Here is an 18,980-nt window from a genome sequence, read left to right on the forward strand (position 1 = left end):
CATGCTACGTTTCATCGGGCGGCGGATCCTGCAGGTGATCCCGACACTGATCATCATCTCGATCGTTTCCTTCGTGATCATCCAACTGCCGCCCGGTGACTATCTCGACACCCTGGCCGCCACGATGGCCGAACAGGGCGATACCATCGACCGCGAGTTGATGGCAGCCTTGGAAAAGCGCTACGGGCTGGGAGACCCGGTCTACGTCCAGTACTGGAAGTGGATCACTGGCATCGTGACGCGCGGCGACTTCGGGATGTCCTTTGAATGGGGGCGGCCGGTGTCGCAGCTGATCTGGGACCGCTTCTGGTTCACATTGATCATCTCTATCTCGACGCTTCTCTTCATCTGGGCCGTGGCGCTGCCGATCGGTGTCTACTCGGCGGTGCGGAAATACTCCATCGGGGACTACATCGCGACTCTGTTCGGCTTCATCGGCCTTGCGATCCCGAACTTCCTGATGGCGCTGGTGCTGATGTACTGGTCGTTCAAGTATTTCGGCCAGTCGGTCGGCGGGCTGTTCTCGCCGGAATACGTTTCGGCCGAATGGAGCTGGGGGAAGTTCGTCGATCTTCTCGGCCATCTCTGGATCCCGGTGATCATCATCGGCACGGCCGGCACGGCGGAACTGATCCGGGTGATGCGGGCGAACCTGCTGGATGAACTGTCGAAGCCCTATGTCGAGACTGCGCGGTCCAAGGGACTAACGGAACGGCGGCTTCTGATCAAATACCCCGTCCGGGTGGCGCTGAACCCCTTTGTCAGTACGCTCGGATGGATCCTGCCCGCGATCATCTCGGCGGACGCGGTGACTTCGGTTGTGCTGTCCCTGCCGACGACGGGGCCCCTTCTTTTGCGCTCTCTGCTGGCGCAGGACATGTACCTTGCGGGCAGCTTCATCATGCTGGTGTCGGTGCTGACGGTTATCGGCACGCTGATCTCCGACATCATGCTCGCCTGGCTGGACCCGAGGATCCGTTACTGATGAGCGACCAAACCATGACACATGAGATGACCGGGTCCGGCCGGTCCGAGGATGCGGCGACAGACAGCCCGCAGCGCAGGCAGGCGGCCGGCCAGTGGCAGCTGATCTGGTGGCGCTTTCGCAAGCACAAGCTTGCGGTGGTCGGCGGTATCGTTGTCGGGATGATCTATTTCGTCGCGCTGTTCGCCGAGTTCCTGGCGCCGTGGCTGCCGAATGAGCACGCCACGCGGTATACCTACGCCCCGCCGCAGTCGGTGAATTTCTTCCTGAGCGACGGCGATGGCTGGACCTTCCGGCCCCACGTGAACGGCTTCAAGGTGGAGATCGACAAGGTCGCGCTGCGGCGTAACTTCGTCGTCGACGAGGAGCAGGTAATCCCGATCGGGTTGTTCGTGAAGGGTAAGCCCTATGAACTGTGGGGACTGATCCCGATGGAACGCCATCTGTTCGGCCCGCTGGACCCCGAGGAGCCGATGTATATCCTCGGCGCGGACAGGCTGGGGCGGGACGTGTTGACGCGGATCATCTACGGAACGCGGATTTCCATGTCGATCGGCCTGGTCGGGGTGTTCCTGAGCCTGACGCTGGGCATCCTGCTGGGCGGGATATCCGGGTACTACGGCGGGTTCATCGACGACATCATCCAGCGGACCATCGAGTTTCTGCGGGCCATTCCGACGATCCCGCTCTGGATGGGGCTTGCCGCCGCGATCCCGCTGACATGGCCACCTTTGGGCGTCTATTTCACGGTCACCGCGATCCTGTCGCTGATCGGGTGGACCGGTCTGGCGCGGGAGGTCCGAGGGCGGTTCTTCGCGCTGAAGACCGAAGAGTTCATCCCGGCCGCCCGCCTCGACGGCAACAGCGAGCTGCGGATCATCGTGCGGCACATGGTGCCGTCCTTTGCCAGCCATATCATCGCGACGATGACCCTGGCGATCCCGTCGATGATCCTTGCCGAGACGGCGCTGTCCTTCCTTGGCATCGGTCTGCGTCCGCCGGTCGTTTCCTGGGGCGTGCTGCTGCAGGAGGCGCAGAACGTGCGGTCGGTCGCGACGGCGCCCTGGCTTCTGTGGCCCGGTGCGGCGGTGGTTGTGGCCGTGCTGGCCCTCAATTTCCTTGGTGACGGTTTGCGCGACGCCGCCGACCCCTATACGAGCTGAGCAGGAGTAGAAGATGTTCGACGTGATACAGGACAGCCTGCTTACCCTGCGGGACGTAAAGGTCCAGATCCGGACCGACGAGGGGGTCGTTCAGGCGGTGGACGGTGTGAACCTGTCCGTGGCGCGGAACCGCACCTTGTGCATCGTCGGAGAATCCGGCTGCGGCAAGTCGATGACGGCGCGGGCGATCACGAACCTCGTGACCTCTTCCAACAAGTCATTGTCGGGCGAGGTGCTTTTCACCCGGGTGAATGGCGAGACACTGGACCTGGCGGCGCTGGACCCGAAAGGACCAGAGATCCGCCGTATCCGCAGCGGTGAGATCTCTATGATCTTCCAGGAGCCGATGACGTCCCTGTCGCCGGTTCACACCATCGGCAACCAGATCGGCGAGGCGGCTCAGCTGCATTTCGGAGAGGGTAAGGATGCAGCGCGTGCTCGCACCATAGAGGTGCTGGGTCGCGTGGGCATACCCAACCCGTCGCAGCGGGTCGATGCCTATCCGTTCCAGCTATCCGGAGGGATGCGCCAGCGCGCGATGATCGCAATGGCGCTGGTGTGCCGGCCGCAGCTGCTGATCGCGGACGAGCCGACGACGGCGCTGGACGTGACGACGCAGGCGGTGATCCTCGACCTGATGAAGGAGCTTCAGGCCGAGATGGGGATGGGCCTGATCTTTATCACGCACGACCTTGGCGTGGTGGCGGAGATCGCCGACGACGTGGCGGTCATGTACCTTGGCCGCGTCGTCGAGAGCGGGCCGGTGGACGAGATCTTCCACGATCCGAAGCATCCCTACACGCGGTCCCTTCTGCAATCCATTCCGCGCCTTGGCGCGCGGGGAACGGGGCAGCGGCTGAAATCCATCGAGGGGATCGTGCCGCATCCGTTCGACCGGCCTAAAGGGTGCAGTTTCCACCCGCGCTGCCCGTCCTTCATGCCAGGCATCTGCGACAGCTCGGACCCGCCCGCCACCTCGCTTGCCTCCGACAGGCAGGTTCGCTGCCATCTCTACGGTGAGGACGGGTCAGAGCGGACGGTCGCTCCGGTCGTCAGCCGGTCGCCGATTTCCTCCCCGGATACGGCCGGTCCGACGACCGGAGCGACGACGCCGGCCGGTGGCACGCTGATCGAGGCGCGAAACCTGCAGATGCATTTCCCGGTCACGTCCGGGCGGCGGCGGCGCCGTGCGCGGAGCGTGGTGAAGGCCGTAGACGGTGTCGAGCTGGAGATTCGGCAGGGCGAGACGCTGGCGCTGGTTGGTGAGTCCGGCTGCGGGAAGAGCACGTTGGGTCGGAGCCTGGTAAGGATCTACGATCCGACCGGCGGTGAGGTGCTGTACCACGAGAGCGAGGGGGCGGTGACCGATCTGGTACCGCTGACCCACAAGCAGATGAAGCCCTACCGGCGCGACATCCGCATGATCTTTCAGGACCCGCATTCCTCGCTCAATCCGCGGATGACGGTTCTGGAAATCGTCGGCGAGTGCCTGAAGCTTTACGGTGTCGAGGACGGCAAGGGGATGCGGCGCCGGGTGGCGGAGCTGCTGCAGACAGTCGGTCTTCGGTCGGAATACATGAGCCGCTATCCGCATGCCTTCTCGGGCGGCGAGCGGCAGCGGATCGGCATTGCCCGCGCGCTGGCGCTGAACCCGCGGCTGGTCGTGGCGGACGAGGCGGTCAGTGCGCTGGACGTCTCGGTTCAGGCGCAGATCCTGAACCTGATGAAGGACCTGCAGGAACAGATGGGTCTGACCTACCTGTTCGTGGCGCACGACCTGAGCGTGGTCGAGCATATCTCGGACCGGGTCGCGGTGATGTATGTCGGCAAGATCGTCGAGGTCGCCGATACCGACACGCTGTTCGCGCGACCGCGCCATCCCTATACCGAGGCGCTGTTATCGGCGGTGCCGAAGCCCGATCCGCGGCTGCGGGGCAGCGGTGAACGCGTCCGGCTGTCCGGCGAGGTGGCCGATCCGGCTAACCCGCCGTCTGGCTGCTATTTCCATCCGCGCTGTCCCTATGCCGATGGCGACCGCTGTTCGCGCGAAACCCCGGTGCTGCAGGATGTCGAAGGCGGCGGGCGGGTCGCCTGCCACCATGCCGACAAGCTGGACCTCGCGGGCGTCGCCCTGGACGATCAGGTGGCGTGAGATGACCAATCCTTCGAATGGACTTCTCGCGGCGCTGGACGCCCGCGAGGCGGAAGGCAGGCCGGTGCGCGTGGGCGTCGTCGGTACGGGTGACTATGGCGAGAGCCTTGTCGCCCAGATCGGGCAGATTCCCGGGATGACGGTGTCTGTTGTCTGCGATCTGTTGCCCGAGCGGTCCTATGCCGCCTATGCCCATGGCGGGGTTGGCCGGGACGATGTGCGGGTGGCCGGCCGGTTAAGCCAACTCGAGGATGCGATCCATTATGGCAGGCCGGCGATCACCGAGGATGCGGCGCTCGTTGCAGAGGTGGACATCGACGTGGTGGTCGACTGCACCGGCGAGGTCAATTTCGGCGCCGAGCTGGCGCTGAGTTCGATCCGGCAGGGCAAGCATGTCGTCATGGTCAACGTGGAGACCGACGTGACCGCGGGCGTCCAGCTGGCAGATGAGGCGCGGCGGCAGGGCGTGGTCTATACCCTTGCCGATGGCGACCAGCCCAGCCTGATCGTCGGGCTGGCGGACTGGGCCGAGGCGCTGGGGTTCGAGGTGGTCGCGGCGGGGAAGTGGACATCGCTGTTCCCCGAGGACCAGGCTGGGGCGCGGCTGGCGGCGATCGGCGACCCTCGGAAGAGTGACGTGACCTATTTCGACGGCACCAAGACGCAGATTGAGATGGCGGCTACCGCAAATGCTGCCGGGCTGGACATAGACGTGCCGGGCCTGCACCGGATCGCCGTGGCCGCCGAGCGTCTGCCGGATTGCCTGCGACCGAAGGAACATGGCGGCATTCTGGGCCGCAGCGGCATAGTCGATGTGGTTGACGGACGCCAGTTAAATGCGGGCGAATTCTATCCGGGCGGGGTATTCACCATCGTGACCAGCCCTGCGGACCGCGCGATGCGCGCCATGGCCGCCAAGGGTGTGCCGGTCAGCGACGACGGCCGCTATGCGCTGCTTTACCGTCCCTATCATCTGGTCGGCGCCGAGACGCCGAGGTCCATCGCGCTGGCGGCCATTGAAGGGTTGCCGACGGCGGCCCCGGTTTCGCAGCGGGTCGAGGTGGTCGGTGTCGCCAAGCGCCGCCTCGAGGCCGGGACGCGGCTTGGTGGGCAGGGAACGATGGATGTCCGGGGCGAAGCGGTGAATGCGGATGGCGCGGAGGATTACCTGCCCTTGGGTCTGGTGGACGACGCGAAACTGACCCGGGCTCTTTCGCCGGGCGAACGACTGCGGATGTCCGACGTGGTGCCGCCGAACGACTCGACGGTCTGGAGGCTGCGGAGCCCGGGAAGGAAAGTGGCATGAAGACCGACACGCTTTTGCAGGAGCGCTACGGTTCCGGGACGCTGGCCGAGATCTTCGGTCGCCACTCGCTCGCCGGGACCTTTCCGAAGGCCACAGACCGCGCCGCATGGGATGCGGCCGGTGAGCGAATGGGGGAGGAGCGCGGCAGGATAATCGCGGAAGCGGAAGACCTGGCGCAACTGCCGGTTCCCGCCGTTCCCGCGACTGTCTGGCTGGATTTCAAGCGCTCTGGCCGCAGGCGCGAAGGGCAGTTGCCGATAGACCAGCGGCGCTGGCGGCTTCGGACGCTGGTGCTGGCCGAGTGCCTTGAGGGTAAGGGCCGGTTCCTGGACGCTGTACTCGATCTCGTCTGGGCGATCTGCGAGGAATCGAGCTGGTGCCGCCCGGCGCACGACCCGGACCTTGCGGACATGGAGAACCCGGAAGTCGACCTGGGCGCGGCCATGACCGCGCTGGAACTTTCGGAGGCGGATTGGCTGCTGGGGGCGAGCATCGATCCGGCGGTTCCGAAACGGATCCGCGACGAGGTCAACCGGCGCTGTTTCGTCCCCTTCCTCGCGCGCGAAGATTTTCACTGGTTCCTCAATCGCCCCGGCAAGGAGATCAACAACTGGGCCGCTGTCTGCTGCGGCGGCATCGTTGGCGCCGGGACATACCTGGAAACGGACCCGGAGCGACTTGGCGCGATCATCGCGAAAGCGATGCGGTCGATGGACGACTACATCGGCAATTTCGACGAGGATGGCGGCACGTCCGAGGCGTCGTTCTGCTGGGATTACGGGTTCGGCTATTTTACGATCATGGCGCAGCTTCTGGAGGCCAGAAGCGGTGGAGAAGTCGACCTGTGGACGCCGAAGGTGCGCCGCATCGCGGCCTTCCCGATGCACAGCCAGATCGGTGTGCGGCGGTTCGTGAACTTCGCCGACACGCATATCGGCTTCACCTACAACCCGCCGCATCTTGCCTGGCTGGCGGAGCGGCTGGAGATGCGCGAGCTTATGCAGATCGCCGCACACCAACCACCGCATCAGCGCGCGAAGAACATGCCATGGGGCCTCAGGACGCTGTTCTGGCTGCCGGACCTCAGCGCGCCGGAATATGTGCCTCCGCTGCACGACAGGTTCCGCGGGCTGCAGTGGATGATCTCGCGCCTCGATCCCACAGATCCGGATGCATTGGTGCTCGCCGCGAAGGGTGGCCACAACGACGAGATGCACAACCAGAACGACGTCGGGAACTTCACGGTAGATGCGTGGGGCGAGGCGCTGCTGGTCGATCTAGGCCGGGGAGCGATCAACCGGAAATATTACCAGAACGGCGGCGGGCGGTACGATTTCCTCGTGAACAATTCGCTGGGCCATTCGGTGCCGGTGCCGAATGGGCAGCAGCAGGGGTTCGGCAGGGAGTTCGCGGCCCGTCTCATCGCGCATGAACATAGCGAGGCCGAAGACCGGCTGGAGCTGGATATCACCGGAGCCTATCCGCCGGAGGCGGGGCTGGCGAAGCTCGATCGCCTGATCAGGCTCGACCGCAAGGCGGGCGCGGTGGAGGTCACCGACAGCTATGCCTTCGCGGACGCGCCGGGGAGTTTCGAGAGCGTCCTGATTTCGCTTTTACCTTTCGAGATCGGGAATGGCGCGGCTCTAATCCGGGGGGAACGGGGGGACCTGGCCGTGAGTGTCGATGAGCCGGCCGATGCGAGACTAGAGCTGGACGAGAAACCGGATTTTCCGCTGGAGAGCGAAACCGTGACAGTCCGGCGCCTGCGGATCGTGATTCCCGAATCGAGCGAGGCGGGGCGGGTGCGCGTGACGATCCGTCCGGTATCGGCTGGCGGCAAATGAAGGACGTGCCGGCTTCCCCGATCTCTGACTCGCAGCTCCGTCTGGAGTTGCTCGACACCGGGCGAAGCGATCTGCGCCCTGTGGTCGACGCCGCGCAGCGCGGAGATATGGATGCGGCCCGCGCAGAACTTGGCCGGGTGATCCGGTCCATGCTGCAGCCGGAGCGTTACCTGTCGCGTCGCTTCGAGCTGGGGGACAACGCGTATGTCGGACCCGACGAGACAATCGAGGTGGTGCCGGAACGGATTTTGCGGGACGAGCGGATTTCCTGCGCCGTGCCGCATCGGTTTGACAACGGGATCGACTGGACCGCAAACCCGACGCCTAACGGTTACAAAGAATGGACGTGGCAGCTGAACCGGCACCGGGAATGGCTGCTGATGGGGGAGCTGTACCGGCGCACCGGTGACGAGCGGTTGCCCGAAAGGATTGTCTCCGAATTCCTATCGTGGCGCGCGCAGGCGCTGTTGCCCGCCGATGCTCCGCCCGAGGGGACGAAGTGCTGGCGCACCATCGAATGCGGCATCCGCATGAACGCGACCTGGCCCTGGGCGCTGCACGCGATTGTCGGTTCGCCGCATTTGACGGACGAGGTGTTGCTGGAATGGCTGCGCGGGGTCTGGGAGCACGGCTGGCGGCTGCGCCATTTCCACAGCCAGGGCAACTGGCTGACAATGGAGATGAACGGTCTGGCGCAGATCGGCGTGCTGTTCCCGGTTCTGGCAGATGCCGCGGAGTGGCGGGACTATGCACTGACCACGCTCGGGCACGAGCTGGTCCGGCAGGTTTATCCGGACGGGTTTCAGTACGAGTTGTCGACGCATACACACCAGATCCTCTGGCGCGAGTTCGGGCGGCTGCAATCGGTGCTGCGCGCCTATGACATGCCGATGCCGGAAGACTGGACGCGGCGGCTGGAAACAGTGCATGCGGCGAACCTTGCAATGGTTATGCCGGACGGCCGTCTGCCGAACCTGAACAACGGCAGCTGGCATGCGCTGGACGAGCTGATGGAGGATGCCGCCGAGGCATATCCGTCTCGCGCCGATTTTCGCTGGGCGGCGTCTCGCGGGACCAAGGGCGCGCCGCCTTCGGTCAACTCTTTGGCGTTTCCGTATGCGGGTTATGTGGTGTTTCGCAGCGACTGGTCGGACACGGCGGTCTGGGCGCTGTTCGATGGCGGGCCCTACGGTTATCGGCATCACCACGAGGACAAGCTGAACCTGCTGCTGCATGCACATGGACGGCTGCTGCTGACCGAGGCCGGCAAGTACAGTTTCGACGAGTCGGCGTTTCACCGGCATGCGTTGTCGAGCGCAGGGCACAACACTGTGCTGGTCGATAGCCATGGACAGAACCGCGGGCACGATTTCCGAAAGGAAGAGGTCTGGACGGATGTTCCTTCCAGTCTTGGCTGGCGGAAGGGCGCGACGGTCGAGGTGGCGGAGGCGGTCTACGACGAGGGCTATGGTCCCGATGCGTTGCGCAGCGTTGCGCATCATCGTCGGGTGCTGTTCCTAAAGGAACTCGGCGCGTTTCTGGTGGTCGATCGGCTGATACCCCGCGATGGGGCAGTGCATGGGTACCAGGCTTTGTGGCACATGGCGGTGGATCATGTGGAGCAAGGCCCGCAGTCTGTCTGGTCGGAAGACGAAGGTCAGGCGAACCTGTCGATGCTGTTCTCGCGGGAGCTGGACCTCAAGATCGCGCGCGGTCGCGACGGTGAGGACCCGCAGGGTTGGACCTACACGCAAGATCCGAGCGGTCCGACGCGGGCTGTACCGATACCGACGGTCGTGGCGGTGTGGCAGAGCGGCGGGCCCTCGCGGCTGGTAACCCTGTTGTGGCCCCGCGAACCCGGCGCAGTCTGTCCTGTAGCGTCGGTCGAGGCGGCGGACGAGGTGGCGGATACCCGGATTCGCCTTCTCCGGCATGATAGCCAGATTATCGAAATAGACGAACGTGCCTGCCTGGGAACACCGCTTGACGGACACGGCGCCCCGAGGGCGCAGGCGGTGCATTGCCATGGAAACGAAGTATGACCCGGATGAACCTGCCCGAGGATTTCAACCCCGCGACCGCGATGCGGCAAAGCGCGACCGAGGAAGGTGTATTCCACGAGACGCGCAAGGCGGCCGGGCTCGCCGCGCGGCTGCTGGCAAGCGACGATCCCGACGACCTGGCGCTGGCGGCGACGGTGCTGGAAGCGGTTCTCGAGTGTCAGGAACTGCGCGACGGGAATCCGCACCGGGGAAACTTCAAATGGATGCGCGAGGATGCGTTCGTCGCGGATCTGAACGCGGGCGTTTTCGTTCTGACGGCGTTGCTGCCTGCCTTGCTGCAGTACCCGGACAGGCTGCCGCGGTCACTCGATGCTCTGCTGCGCGAACGCGTCCGGCTGGCCATCGACGAGGTCGAGCGGCTGGACGTCGACATCCGGTACTCGAACATCGCCCTGCTGGACTGCTATGCGCGGTCGGCGGGCGGGGCGTGGTTGGGGGACGCCGCTCTGTCGGAGCGGGGCGCCGCGAAGCTGGCCCGCTGGGCCGAAAAGACAGGCGCCGGTCATCCGGCCGAATTCAACAGCCCGACCTATACCGCCATCGACCTGAGGGCGCTGGCCGCGCTGGCAGAACTGGCGCCGGATGCGCCTACGCGCTGGCTGGCACAGGCGATGCGCGACCGGCTGGCGCTGAGCGTTATGCTGCACCTCGACCAGACGACCGGTCGCTGGGCCGGTCCTCACGGGCGGGCCTATTCCGAAGCGCTGAAACGCGATGGCAGCGAACGCGGGCGTCTGCGCGAGATGGTGGATGAGCGGCGGTTGCCGCACTGGGCGCTGGAGGTACAGGCCGGCGGAGAGATCACCGAGACGACGGATCGCGACGCGCGACAGCGGATGGTCAGCTTTCATGGAGAAGGGTTCTCGCTCGGCTCGGCGACCTCGGCGCCGCATCCGCAGGCGAATTCCGTGTTTGCCACCTATTCGCTGGGCTCCGGGGGCGGGGCGATGTTCACCCGTTATCTGCACAATGACCGCTGGTTCGGCGACACGCGTCACGCCACGGACCGGACCCGGCACCGGCACCTGCCCGACGAGGGGCGCACCTTTGCCGTTCAGGACCATGAACGAGTTTTGATGCTTTCCTCGCCCAAGGGCGCCTTGTGGGACTGCACCGCCGCCGGACTGTCGGTGGCGTGGGTCTGCGAGCCGGAAGAGGTGAAGGTCTGGGCGGGCGGCGACTGGCTGGCGTTGCCTGCGACGCTGCCGGACGACGGCGCGCCGGTGGTGGTGGAGATCGGCGGGGTGCGGTTCGGGCTGCGGGTGGCCGAACGGACGAACTTGGGGGAAGGCAGGGTGACGGTATCGCATCGCGACGGCTGCCTCGTTTTCGAGGTTGCCAACTATCGTGGGCCGCAGAAGGATTTCTGGGAAACGGTGCCTGCGGGCTTCTTCTTTCAGGGTCCGCCAATCGCCTGCCTGTATCTGGAGGTCCGGCCGGAAACGGCGCATGGCGACGCCGCCGTTTTCGCGGACCAACTGGCCGAAGGTGTGCTGAGGGCCGGTGACGGCCGGGACATCGGCGCGCTTCGCACGGCGGAACCTGTCACAACCGTCAGGCATCGAGGCATTCGCACCGTGTCGTACACGCGGGATGGGCGCAGTTTCGCACTGACGACGGATCTGGGGGAATGGGCGTTCGAGGAGGGTTACCTGCACGAGATGCCGTGGGACTGGCCCGGACTGAGGGCGGACCGAGCCCTGGCCAATGAGTCCGGAATGCTGGAACTCGGCGGTTTCCGTTATCGGGGACCCGATGCGCCGGCATGGGGTTATTGCCGGGAGGATCTGGAGTTTTGCGCCTGCGGATATCTGGGCCGGGAACCGGCGACGCTGACAATGGTACTGCCGGACGGCAAGGCGTTGACCTTTGCGACTGAAGGTCCGGGTACGCTTGTCTGGCGGAACGGAGAAATCGAGACGTTCGGGGCATTCCCGGAGCTGGGTGACTGATGCCAAATCCGGGAGGATCCGCTCTGCCTGTTGCTGCCTTTCTCATGTCGCAGCCGTCGTTCGCGCAGCACTTCTGCCCCGCCTGTATTGACAGGCTGGCGACCAGTTGCGAGCTGGTTTCGCGTAGTAACTTCACCTGCGTTTCGGATATTGCGGCGACCGGGCGGGATGTGGACGTTCTTGTCACCGGCTGGGGCAGCCCGTGGCTGGGGCCCGATGTCCTTACACAGCTTCCCCGGCTCGGCCTTGTCGCGCATGCGGCCGGGTCGCTCAAACCCATCATCGATCCAGCGCTGCTGGATCGCGGCGTTTCCGTCACCTCGGCCGCCGCAGCCAATGCCATGCCGGTTGCCGAATTCACGCTGTCCTGGATCCTGCGCTGGAACAAGCGGCTGGATGATCAGGAGCAGGCGTATCGAACGCAGCGGGACTCCTTCGATTTTCGCGGGTTGCGCCTGGGCGATATCGGTAACTTCGGCGCGACTGTCGGCATCGTCTCGGCCAGCCATGTCGGGCGCGCCCTGTTGCGTTTGATGGAGCCGTTCGAGATCGAGTGCCTTCTTTACGATCCATTCGTCTCGGCAGAGGCGGCGCGGGGAATGGGCGCGACCAAGGTCGGGCTCGACGAACTGATGGCGGCGTCGGATGTCGTTTCGTTGAACGCGCCGCTGCTGCCGGAAACCGAAAACATGATCGGCGCGCGTGAACTGGCAGCGATGAAGGACGGGGCGCTGTTCATCAACACCGCCCGTGGCCGCATCGTCGATCACGATTGCCTGGTGAAGGCCTTGGGCGGAGGGCGCATCACAGCCGTGCTGGACGTCACCGAGCCGGAGCCGTTGCCGGTGGAGCACCCGCTCTGGTCCATGCCGAACGTGCATCTGACACCGCATGTCGCGGGGTCTCTTGGGCGCGAAATCCGCCGGATGACGGAGTGGTGTGTGGCCGAAGTGGAACGCTTCGCCCGGGGCGAGCGGCTGATCGCGGCTATCGGTCCACAGGACTGGGGGCGCGCGGCCTAGGCTTGGGGTCGGGTCGTCTTTGGGATTAGCTGACCATCCGCCGTTTCGGCTCCGCTGAAACAGCATTTCGTGGGAACGAGATAGCCGGTTCGAACCGGTGGATGCCGGCCAGGCGGAAGCTTAAGTCGTCCTGCGCTTCGAGGTACAGAGCCACGAGTGCCGCGATGGACAGCCACATCTCGGTTCCCTGCAGCCCTGGTTCCTCGTCAGGCGCGAAGGCGAACCCGGCACCGTCGTGCCATTGCGCGTCAATGTTCCGGGCGAGACGGAGGATCGTGTCGCGCAGCTTTGCCTGACGGTGGCCGGTCTGGCCGGCGCAGAGCATCAGCGGGTGGATCACGTCGAGCACGTTGCAGGCCGTTCGGTCTTCCTTTGCGAAAAAATGGTTGCGGCGGGCATGGTCGAGGACCGTGTCGATGGCGGCGTTCGGATAGGGCAGGGGCAGGCCGAATTGCGCATAGGTGCCGCGGGTCAGGCGATAGAACCCGTTCACCGGCTGCAGGTAATCGTCGCCCCTTGGCGGCGACCACATGCCGGTCGCCGGGTCGCATCGGATCAGGAGTTCGCCGAAGAGCTGCGGAAGACCAGATTGCCCGCCGGCATAGCGGCTGTTGACGTAGGCGGCGGTGCCGAGGGAATCCAGCACCGCGCCGCAATGCCATCCCCGGTCGCACCACGGCAAGTCGTCCAGGCGCGTCGAGATGTCGGCCAGTGCGTGGTCGGCCCATGCTATCCGGTGGTCGGGCCGGTCGCCGAGGCATTCGAGCGCATAGCTGGCGCAGAGTATATCGTAGAGATGGGTGTTGGACGGTGCCGCTTGGCTTGCATCGGGCGGCGGTGCATTGGGATCCTTCACGAACAGCCCGCTATCCCGGTCCTGATGCGATTTCAGGAGGCGGATCCAGTCCTCGCGGCTGCGCCCGTCCGGCACGGCGCCGAACATCGCGGCGATCTGGATCGCGTCGCAGTCGGGGCGCACCGGATCGTCCGCATCGTTGCGCGGATCGCTGTAGCTGTAGCCGGGGCGGCTGTCGGTGCCGTACCGCGCCAGCAGAGTTTCCCAATCCCGTTCCGCCTTGTCCGACAGGCGCTGCAGCGAGGCGCGAACATCGCCGAGCAGGTCTTCGCGTTTCGCTCGCCGGTCCCGGATGACCCGGGCGGGATTGCCGCCGACGATGGCGTAGTCGGGCACGTCGCGTGTCACCACAGCGCCGGCTGCGACGATGACGTGGCTGCCGATCCGAACGCCGTCGGTGACGATCGCGTTCGCCCCGATCCAGACGTCACTGCCGATCTCGATTCCGCTGGTCGTCACGCCCTGCCGGGAGATGGGCGTTTCGATGTCCTCGTGGCCGTGGTTGAACCCCCAGAGCCCGGCGTTCGTGCCGATGCGAACCTCGTCGCCCATCGTCACCCTGCCCGCGACGGTGGCGCTGAGGTTGAAGGAGCAGCGCGCGCCCGCCCTGATGGTGCCGTCTACTCGGACGCCCGCGGCAACGAGGCAGCCTTCGCCGAATTCGGCATCGTCTGCCGCCCAGTAGGCGTTGGGAGAAAGGTAGCCACCCCCACCGGGACGGATCCTGCCCGTTGCCGCGAGCGTCCTGACGAAGGCGGCCTGCTCCTGACGCTCCTCGGGAGACGCCTGACCTTCGAATTTCCACGGGCAACCGTCGAAGAGATTGCCGTGCGTCGTCATATGTTCCAGACCGGGATTGGCTGCGCCGCGTCCTTCATGGCCTGCAGTTCGTCTTCGGTGGGCGCCGCGGGCGATGCCCCCGGATCGCCGAGCGTGGCGGGACGGGCACAGACGGCACAGGCGAGCCACGAGGTGCCGGCTTCCAGCCGTGTCAGAAGTTGCGGTGCCCAGCTGCGCGCGAAGATGACGTTGGTGTTCGGTTGCGCCTGCAACACGCGGCCGGTGCGGGCGGTGGGGCTCAGGTCGATCAGCAGCGACAGATCCTCGTCCGTCGCGACCTCGACCCTGCCGTTGTCGAGCGGCTGGCTGGACGCATCGGCATGGCGTGCCGGAGGCTTGACGGGAATGCTACGAATGGGCGGCACATCGGTCCTGCGGATCGTGAACCCGCCTTCCAACGTGTCCATGCCGCGGTCCGTGGTCACGCGATGGACGCGGAGGTGCCAGGGCGGGCGAGCGATGATCCAGCTTTCGACCGTTACGCCGTGCATGGGTGACCATTCGGAATAGAGGTAATCCGCGCCGATCCTTGCATCGGTCTCGCTCTCGCGTACCAGCGCGTTGCGTCCGTCTTCGGAGAAGGCCAGCATGTTGTCGAACGGCCCGGTCGCGAAGGTACGGGTGTCGTTTTCGATGCTGAAGCCATAGCGGGTGGAATACGCGAACTTGCAGTATTTCTCGGCCGCCTGCCGCATCTGGAAGGTTTCCTGCCCTCCGGTCAGAACCGTGACATCGCCGGCTTCTTCCCAGCGGATCATGCCGGGCTGGGCGAGTTCGGTGACGCCTTCGGTCGCGCTGTAGGGCACTTCCTTTGCCTGCCAGAACGGGTGGCTTTCGGGCAGGGCGAGCGGTGCGAAAGCCTTGAAGGCCCAGTAGGGCGAGCCAGGCGAGTTGTAGCTCTCGCTCATCAGGAGGTTCGGGTAGCCGTATCCTACACCGAGAATGCCGTCCCGGTCGGCGATGGGCAGGCTTGCCCAGTAGCGCATGTTGCGGGCCCAGTAGCCGCGGATTTCGCCCCATGGCAGCGCCTCGACATCGGCAAGGGCAAGAGCGCCCCAGAAACCGGCATGTGCGAAGCGGTAGGTGAGCGAGCGGCCATAGGGCAGGGCAGCGCCGTCCTCGGCATACCAGAGCTTGATCTGCGGGGCAAAATCGCGGGCGCGCTGACGGAAACGCTCGGCGCGTTCCTGGTCCTGCGCGCCGTGGCCGGTGGAGATGGCAGCGTGGATCAGCCCGTAGAAATGCATCGCGAAGGGGATGTAATGCTCTGCCCTGCGGCCGGGACCGTCGCGGTACCAGCCTTCGTCCATCGCCAGCGACTCGAGGTAATCGAGATCGCCTTCGATGATGGAGCGGTCATAGTCGACGCCGGCGCGGTCGAGCCCGAGCGATACGAGCACGTGGAAGAAATGCCAGTTGTTGGGGGCCGGTGTCTGCGACAGGGAATGCACCAGCCAGGCCGCGAGGTTCCGCTTGGCCCTGTCCGGCAGCGGTTCCCAGAAGGTCTGTGGGGCCATGGCGATGGCGAATCCGATCGCCGCGCTTTCCACAATGCGCTGGTCGTAATCCGAGGTCGGGCCCCAGTAATCCGGGTGATCCGGATCGGAGCCATTGGCGAGACCGGTCACGAAATCCCCGATCCCGTCGAAGTGCCCACCGCCCGCGATCAGCGGTGCCAGACCCCAGAGCGGGCGGGTCAGGCCTTCGAGATCGGCGGCGGCCTCGTGGAAATGGGCACCTGCGGAGCCGAGACGAAGCCGTCCCTTGCCAGTAGAGAAATGGCCCATCAAAGGTTCGGAAAGGTCCACGAGCGCCTTGATCGCATCGGTGCGCGTCGCAAAAGGATTGCCGGCCATCGGGTTGAAGGTGATGGTCTGGTCCGCGCTTGGGGTCAGGGCACTGGTCTGCTCGTTCATAAGGTCACTCCGCCGCGACTGGCGGCATCAGTTTGCGTTTCAGGGGATCGGGGCGGGGCACGGCGGCGATGAGCTTGCGCGTGTAGTCGTTCTGCGGGTTGTCGCAGATCTGGTGGGCCGTGCCGGTCTCGACGATCTTCCCGCTGTTCATCACCGCGACGCGGTCGCAGAAATAGCGCACGACGCCGATGTCGTGGGCGATGAAGATGATCGACAGATCCAGTTCGTCGCGCAGTTCCAGCAGCAGATCGAGGATCTGCGCCCGTATCGACCCGTCGAGTGCCGATGTCGCCTCGTCGGCGATGACTACGCGGGGATCCAGCGCGATAGCGCGGGCGATGCCGATGCGCTGGCGCTGGCCGCCGGAGAAAGCGTGAGGGTAACGCTCCATCATCCCCGGCGACAGGCCGACGCGGGACAAGAGCTTTGCGACCCTCTCGCGCAGGTCCTTGCCCTTGGCCAGGCCGGCGACGGTGAGCGGTTCGCCGATGATCTGCTCCACCGTCATGCGCGGGTTCAGCGACGAATTCGGATCCTGGAAGATCATCCGGATCTCGCGATAGACCTGCTTGTCGCGGAAGCTGTCGCGGCTGGTGAGATCGCGGGAATTGCCATCGCGGTCGGAAAAATGCGCGGTGCCGGTCTGCGGCTGATAGCGGCCCATCAGAACGCGCCCGAGCGTCGTCTTGCCGGAGCCGGATTCGCCGACGATGCCTAGGATCTCGCCCGGGTAGAGGTCGAAGGAAACGTCGTCCAGTGCCAGCACGCCGCTGCCTTTGCTGCCGAGCCAGCTCCGCTGTGGCGGGAAGTTGAGGCTGACGTTCCGGGCCGAGATAAGTGGCTTCTCGCGCTGGCCGTGCACGGGTCGCGCGGGCGCTTCCTCCAGCCCCAGCGAGGCATTGATCAGCTGGCGGGTATAGCTTGCCTGCGGGTTGTGGAAAACCTGCACGACCTGGCCATGTTCCACGACCTTGCCCTTGTACATGACGATGACGTCATCGGCGACCTCGGCGACGACGCCCATGTCGTGGGTGATGAACATGACCGCCATGCCGAACCTGTCCTGCAATTCGCGGATCAGCTTCAGGATCTCTGCCTGCGTGGTGACGTCGAGCGCGGTGGTCGGTTCGTCGGCGATCAGCACATCCGGTTCGCAGGCCAGCGCCATGGCGATCATCGCGCGCTGCCGCATTCCGCCGGAATACTCAAACGGGTAGCGGTCGACCGCACTTTCCGGGTCGCGGATATGGACGGCGGCCAGCGCGTCGATGGCGCGTTTACGCGCCTCCTTCTTGTCGACCTGCTGGTGCAGCATGATCGCTTCGATGATCTGCTGTCCGATCGTGTGAACCGGCGACAGCGATGACATCGGCTCCTGAAAGATCATCGCGATGCGGGCGCCGCGCACGGCGCGGATCTTTGGACCGTCCGCGTCGAGCGCAGCGATGTTCAGCTCTTCGCCTTCTTCGAGATCGAAGAGGGTGATCGTGCCTTCTCGGATCACGGCCGGTTCGACGATGTTCATGACCGCGCGTGCCGTGACGCTTTTGCCGGAGCCGGATTCGCCCACGAAACAGGTGGTCCGGCCGGTGCGCAGGTCGAAGCTGACATCCTCGATCGCGTGAACGGTCGCCTTGCCGAGGTGGAAGTCGACGCTGAGGCCGGTGACCTGCAGAACGGTCTGGTTGTCCTTTCCTGGCATTCTCCGCTCCTCAGGTATTGTTGTACGGATCGGCCGCGTCGCGCAGGCCGTCGCCGACGAAGTTCATCGCCAGAACGGCGATCACGATGGCGGCTCCGGGTGCCAGCAGCCACGGTGCCGTGGCCAGGACGCGCACGTTCTGAGCCTCCTGCAGCAGGACACCCCAGGAGATGACCGGGGCCTGCAGGCCGAGGCCGAGGAAAGACAGCGCGGTCTCTGCCAGGATCATGCCTGGCACCGCGAGGCTGGCGGCGGTGATGATGTGGCTGGTGAAGGCCGGGACCATGTGGCGCAGGACAACGCGAAGGTTGCTCGCTCCGTCATAGATCGCGGCGGACACGTAATCCTCGCCCTTCAGGGCAAGGAAGCGGCCCCGCACGACGCGGGCCAGTTCCGTCCAGCCAAGCAGCGACAGGATGATGGTGATCGCGAAATAGACCTGTAGCGCCGACCAGGACGGCGGCATGGCGGCCGCCAGACCCATCCAGAGTGGGATGGAGGGCAGGGAGCGGAGGAACTCGATGGTTCTTTGCGTGGCGGCGTCGAAGAAGCCACCATAGAAGCCCGCCAGCCCGCCGATGACCACGCCGAGCACAAGGCTGAGGATCACGCCGATCACACCGACTGACAGCGAGATGCGGGTGCCGTAGATCAGCCGGCTGAGGACATCGCGCCCGAGCCGGTCGCTGCCCAGTAGGAACAGCGGATCGCGCGGGTTTTCGGTGCCGATCAGGTGCCGGTTCATCGGGATCAGCCCGAACAAATTGTAGTCGTGCCCTTCCACGAAGAAACGGACGTAGATCTTCTTTTCCTCGTCGATCTTGAAGACGCGGCGCAGGGCCTCCGGCTCCACCTCTACCTTGTAGCCGAAGACGTGCGGCTGGATGCGCCAGCCGCTGTCTTCCTGGACATCGATGAAGTGGAGCCTTTGCGGCGGCGCGTAGGTGTACCGCGCCTGCACGTCATGCGGATCATTCGTGGAAAGGAACTCCGCGAAGATCGCGACCAGAAGGAACAGCGCGATCACCCACAGCGACGCCACGGCCAGCCGGTGCCGGCGGAAGCGCCGCCGGATCAGCTGCCATTGGCTTTCTGTGCCGACAGGGATGTAGTCCGATGCCCCTTCGACCTGCGACGACATGGCGGGTTCGTGAATGTCTGGCGACGCCATGATGCCCC

Annotated in this window: 11 protein-coding genes and 1 pseudogene; 8 read left to right on the forward strand and 4 right to left on the reverse strand. The window is 65.2% G+C overall.

The window, feature by feature from the left end; all coding sequences use genetic code 11:
- Position 1: 1 nt before the first annotated feature.
- From HCO70_RS06690 to HCO70_RS06725, 8 genes are read left to right on the forward strand one after another with little or no spacing between them, the layout of a single operon-like run.
- The gene (locus tag HCO70_RS06690) at positions 2-985 is read left to right on the forward strand and encodes an ABC transporter permease (protein WP_172294261.1); all 984 of its coding nucleotides are present in this window, start codon (positions 2-4) and stop codon (positions 983-985) included.
- Positions 985-2,148: an ABC transporter permease gene (locus tag HCO70_RS06695; protein ID WP_253913125.1), complete on the forward strand. Its 1,164-nt coding sequence runs from the start codon at positions 985-987 to the stop codon at positions 2,146-2,148. Before HCO70_RS06690 ends, HCO70_RS06695 begins: the two co-directional genes overlap by 1 nt.
- 13 nt (positions 2,149-2,161) lie before the next feature.
- Positions 2,162-4,300 (forward strand): ABC transporter ATP-binding protein, encoded by a 2,139-nt coding sequence (locus HCO70_RS25035; RefSeq protein WP_172294263.1) that lies wholly within the window; start codon positions 2,162-2,164, stop codon positions 4,298-4,300.
- Between the two features lies 1 nt (position 4,301).
- Positions 4,302-5,606, forward strand: coding sequence for an NAD(P)H-dependent oxidoreductase (locus HCO70_RS06705; protein WP_172294265.1), 1,305 nt, complete (start codon positions 4,302-4,304; stop codon positions 5,604-5,606).
- Positions 5,603-7,450 (forward strand): hypothetical protein, encoded by a 1,848-nt coding sequence (locus HCO70_RS06710; RefSeq protein ID WP_172294267.1) that lies wholly within the window; start codon positions 5,603-5,605, stop codon positions 7,448-7,450. Before HCO70_RS06705 ends, HCO70_RS06710 begins: the two co-directional genes overlap by 4 nt.
- The gene (locus HCO70_RS06715) at positions 7,447-9,492 is read left to right on the forward strand and encodes an alginate lyase family protein (RefSeq protein WP_172294269.1); all 2,046 of its coding nucleotides are present in this window, start codon (positions 7,447-7,449) and stop codon (positions 9,490-9,492) included. The genes HCO70_RS06710 and HCO70_RS06715 overlap by 4 nt, the downstream gene beginning before the upstream one ends.
- A complete protein-coding gene (locus HCO70_RS06720; RefSeq protein WP_172294271.1) occupies positions 9,489-11,465 on the forward strand; it encodes a hypothetical protein in 1,977 nt (658 codons plus the stop codon). Before HCO70_RS06715 ends, HCO70_RS06720 begins: the two co-directional genes overlap by 4 nt.
- 44 nt (positions 11,466-11,509) lie before the next feature.
- Positions 11,510-12,487, forward strand: a complete 978-nt coding sequence (locus tag HCO70_RS06725) for a hydroxyacid dehydrogenase (protein WP_172294273.1) — start codon at positions 11,510-11,512, stop codon at positions 12,485-12,487.
- Positions 12,488-13,625: 1,138 nt separating this feature from the next.
- On the opposite strand, the pseudogene HCO70_RS24775 reads toward HCO70_RS06725, so the two are convergent.
- The 4 genes and pseudogenes from HCO70_RS24775 to HCO70_RS06745 all read right to left on the reverse strand — a co-directional run.
- Positions 13,626-13,787, reverse strand: a pseudogene (locus HCO70_RS24775) (DapH/DapD/GlmU-related protein); the annotation flags it as partial.
- Between the two features lie 392 nt (positions 13,788-14,179).
- Positions 14,180-16,099 (reverse strand): DUF2264 domain-containing protein, encoded by a 1,920-nt coding sequence (locus HCO70_RS06735; protein ID WP_172294277.1) that lies wholly within the window; start codon positions 16,097-16,099, stop codon positions 14,180-14,182.
- A gap of 4 nt (positions 16,100-16,103) precedes the next feature.
- On the reverse strand, positions 16,104-17,801 hold the full coding sequence (locus tag HCO70_RS06740; RefSeq protein ID WP_172294279.1) for an ABC transporter ATP-binding protein: 1,698 nt from the start codon (positions 17,799-17,801) through the stop codon (positions 16,104-16,106).
- Positions 17,802-17,811: 10 nt separating this feature from the next.
- Positions 17,812-18,972 (reverse strand): ABC transporter permease, encoded by a 1,161-nt coding sequence (locus HCO70_RS06745; protein WP_253913126.1) that lies wholly within the window; start codon positions 18,970-18,972, stop codon positions 17,812-17,814.
- Positions 18,973-18,980 lie beyond the last annotated feature (8 nt).

This window comes from Pseudoruegeria sp. HB172150, from assembly GCF_013184805.1.
In the GTDB taxonomy this organism is placed as follows: domain Bacteria; phylum Pseudomonadota; class Alphaproteobacteria; order Rhodobacterales; family Rhodobacteraceae; genus Psychromarinibacter.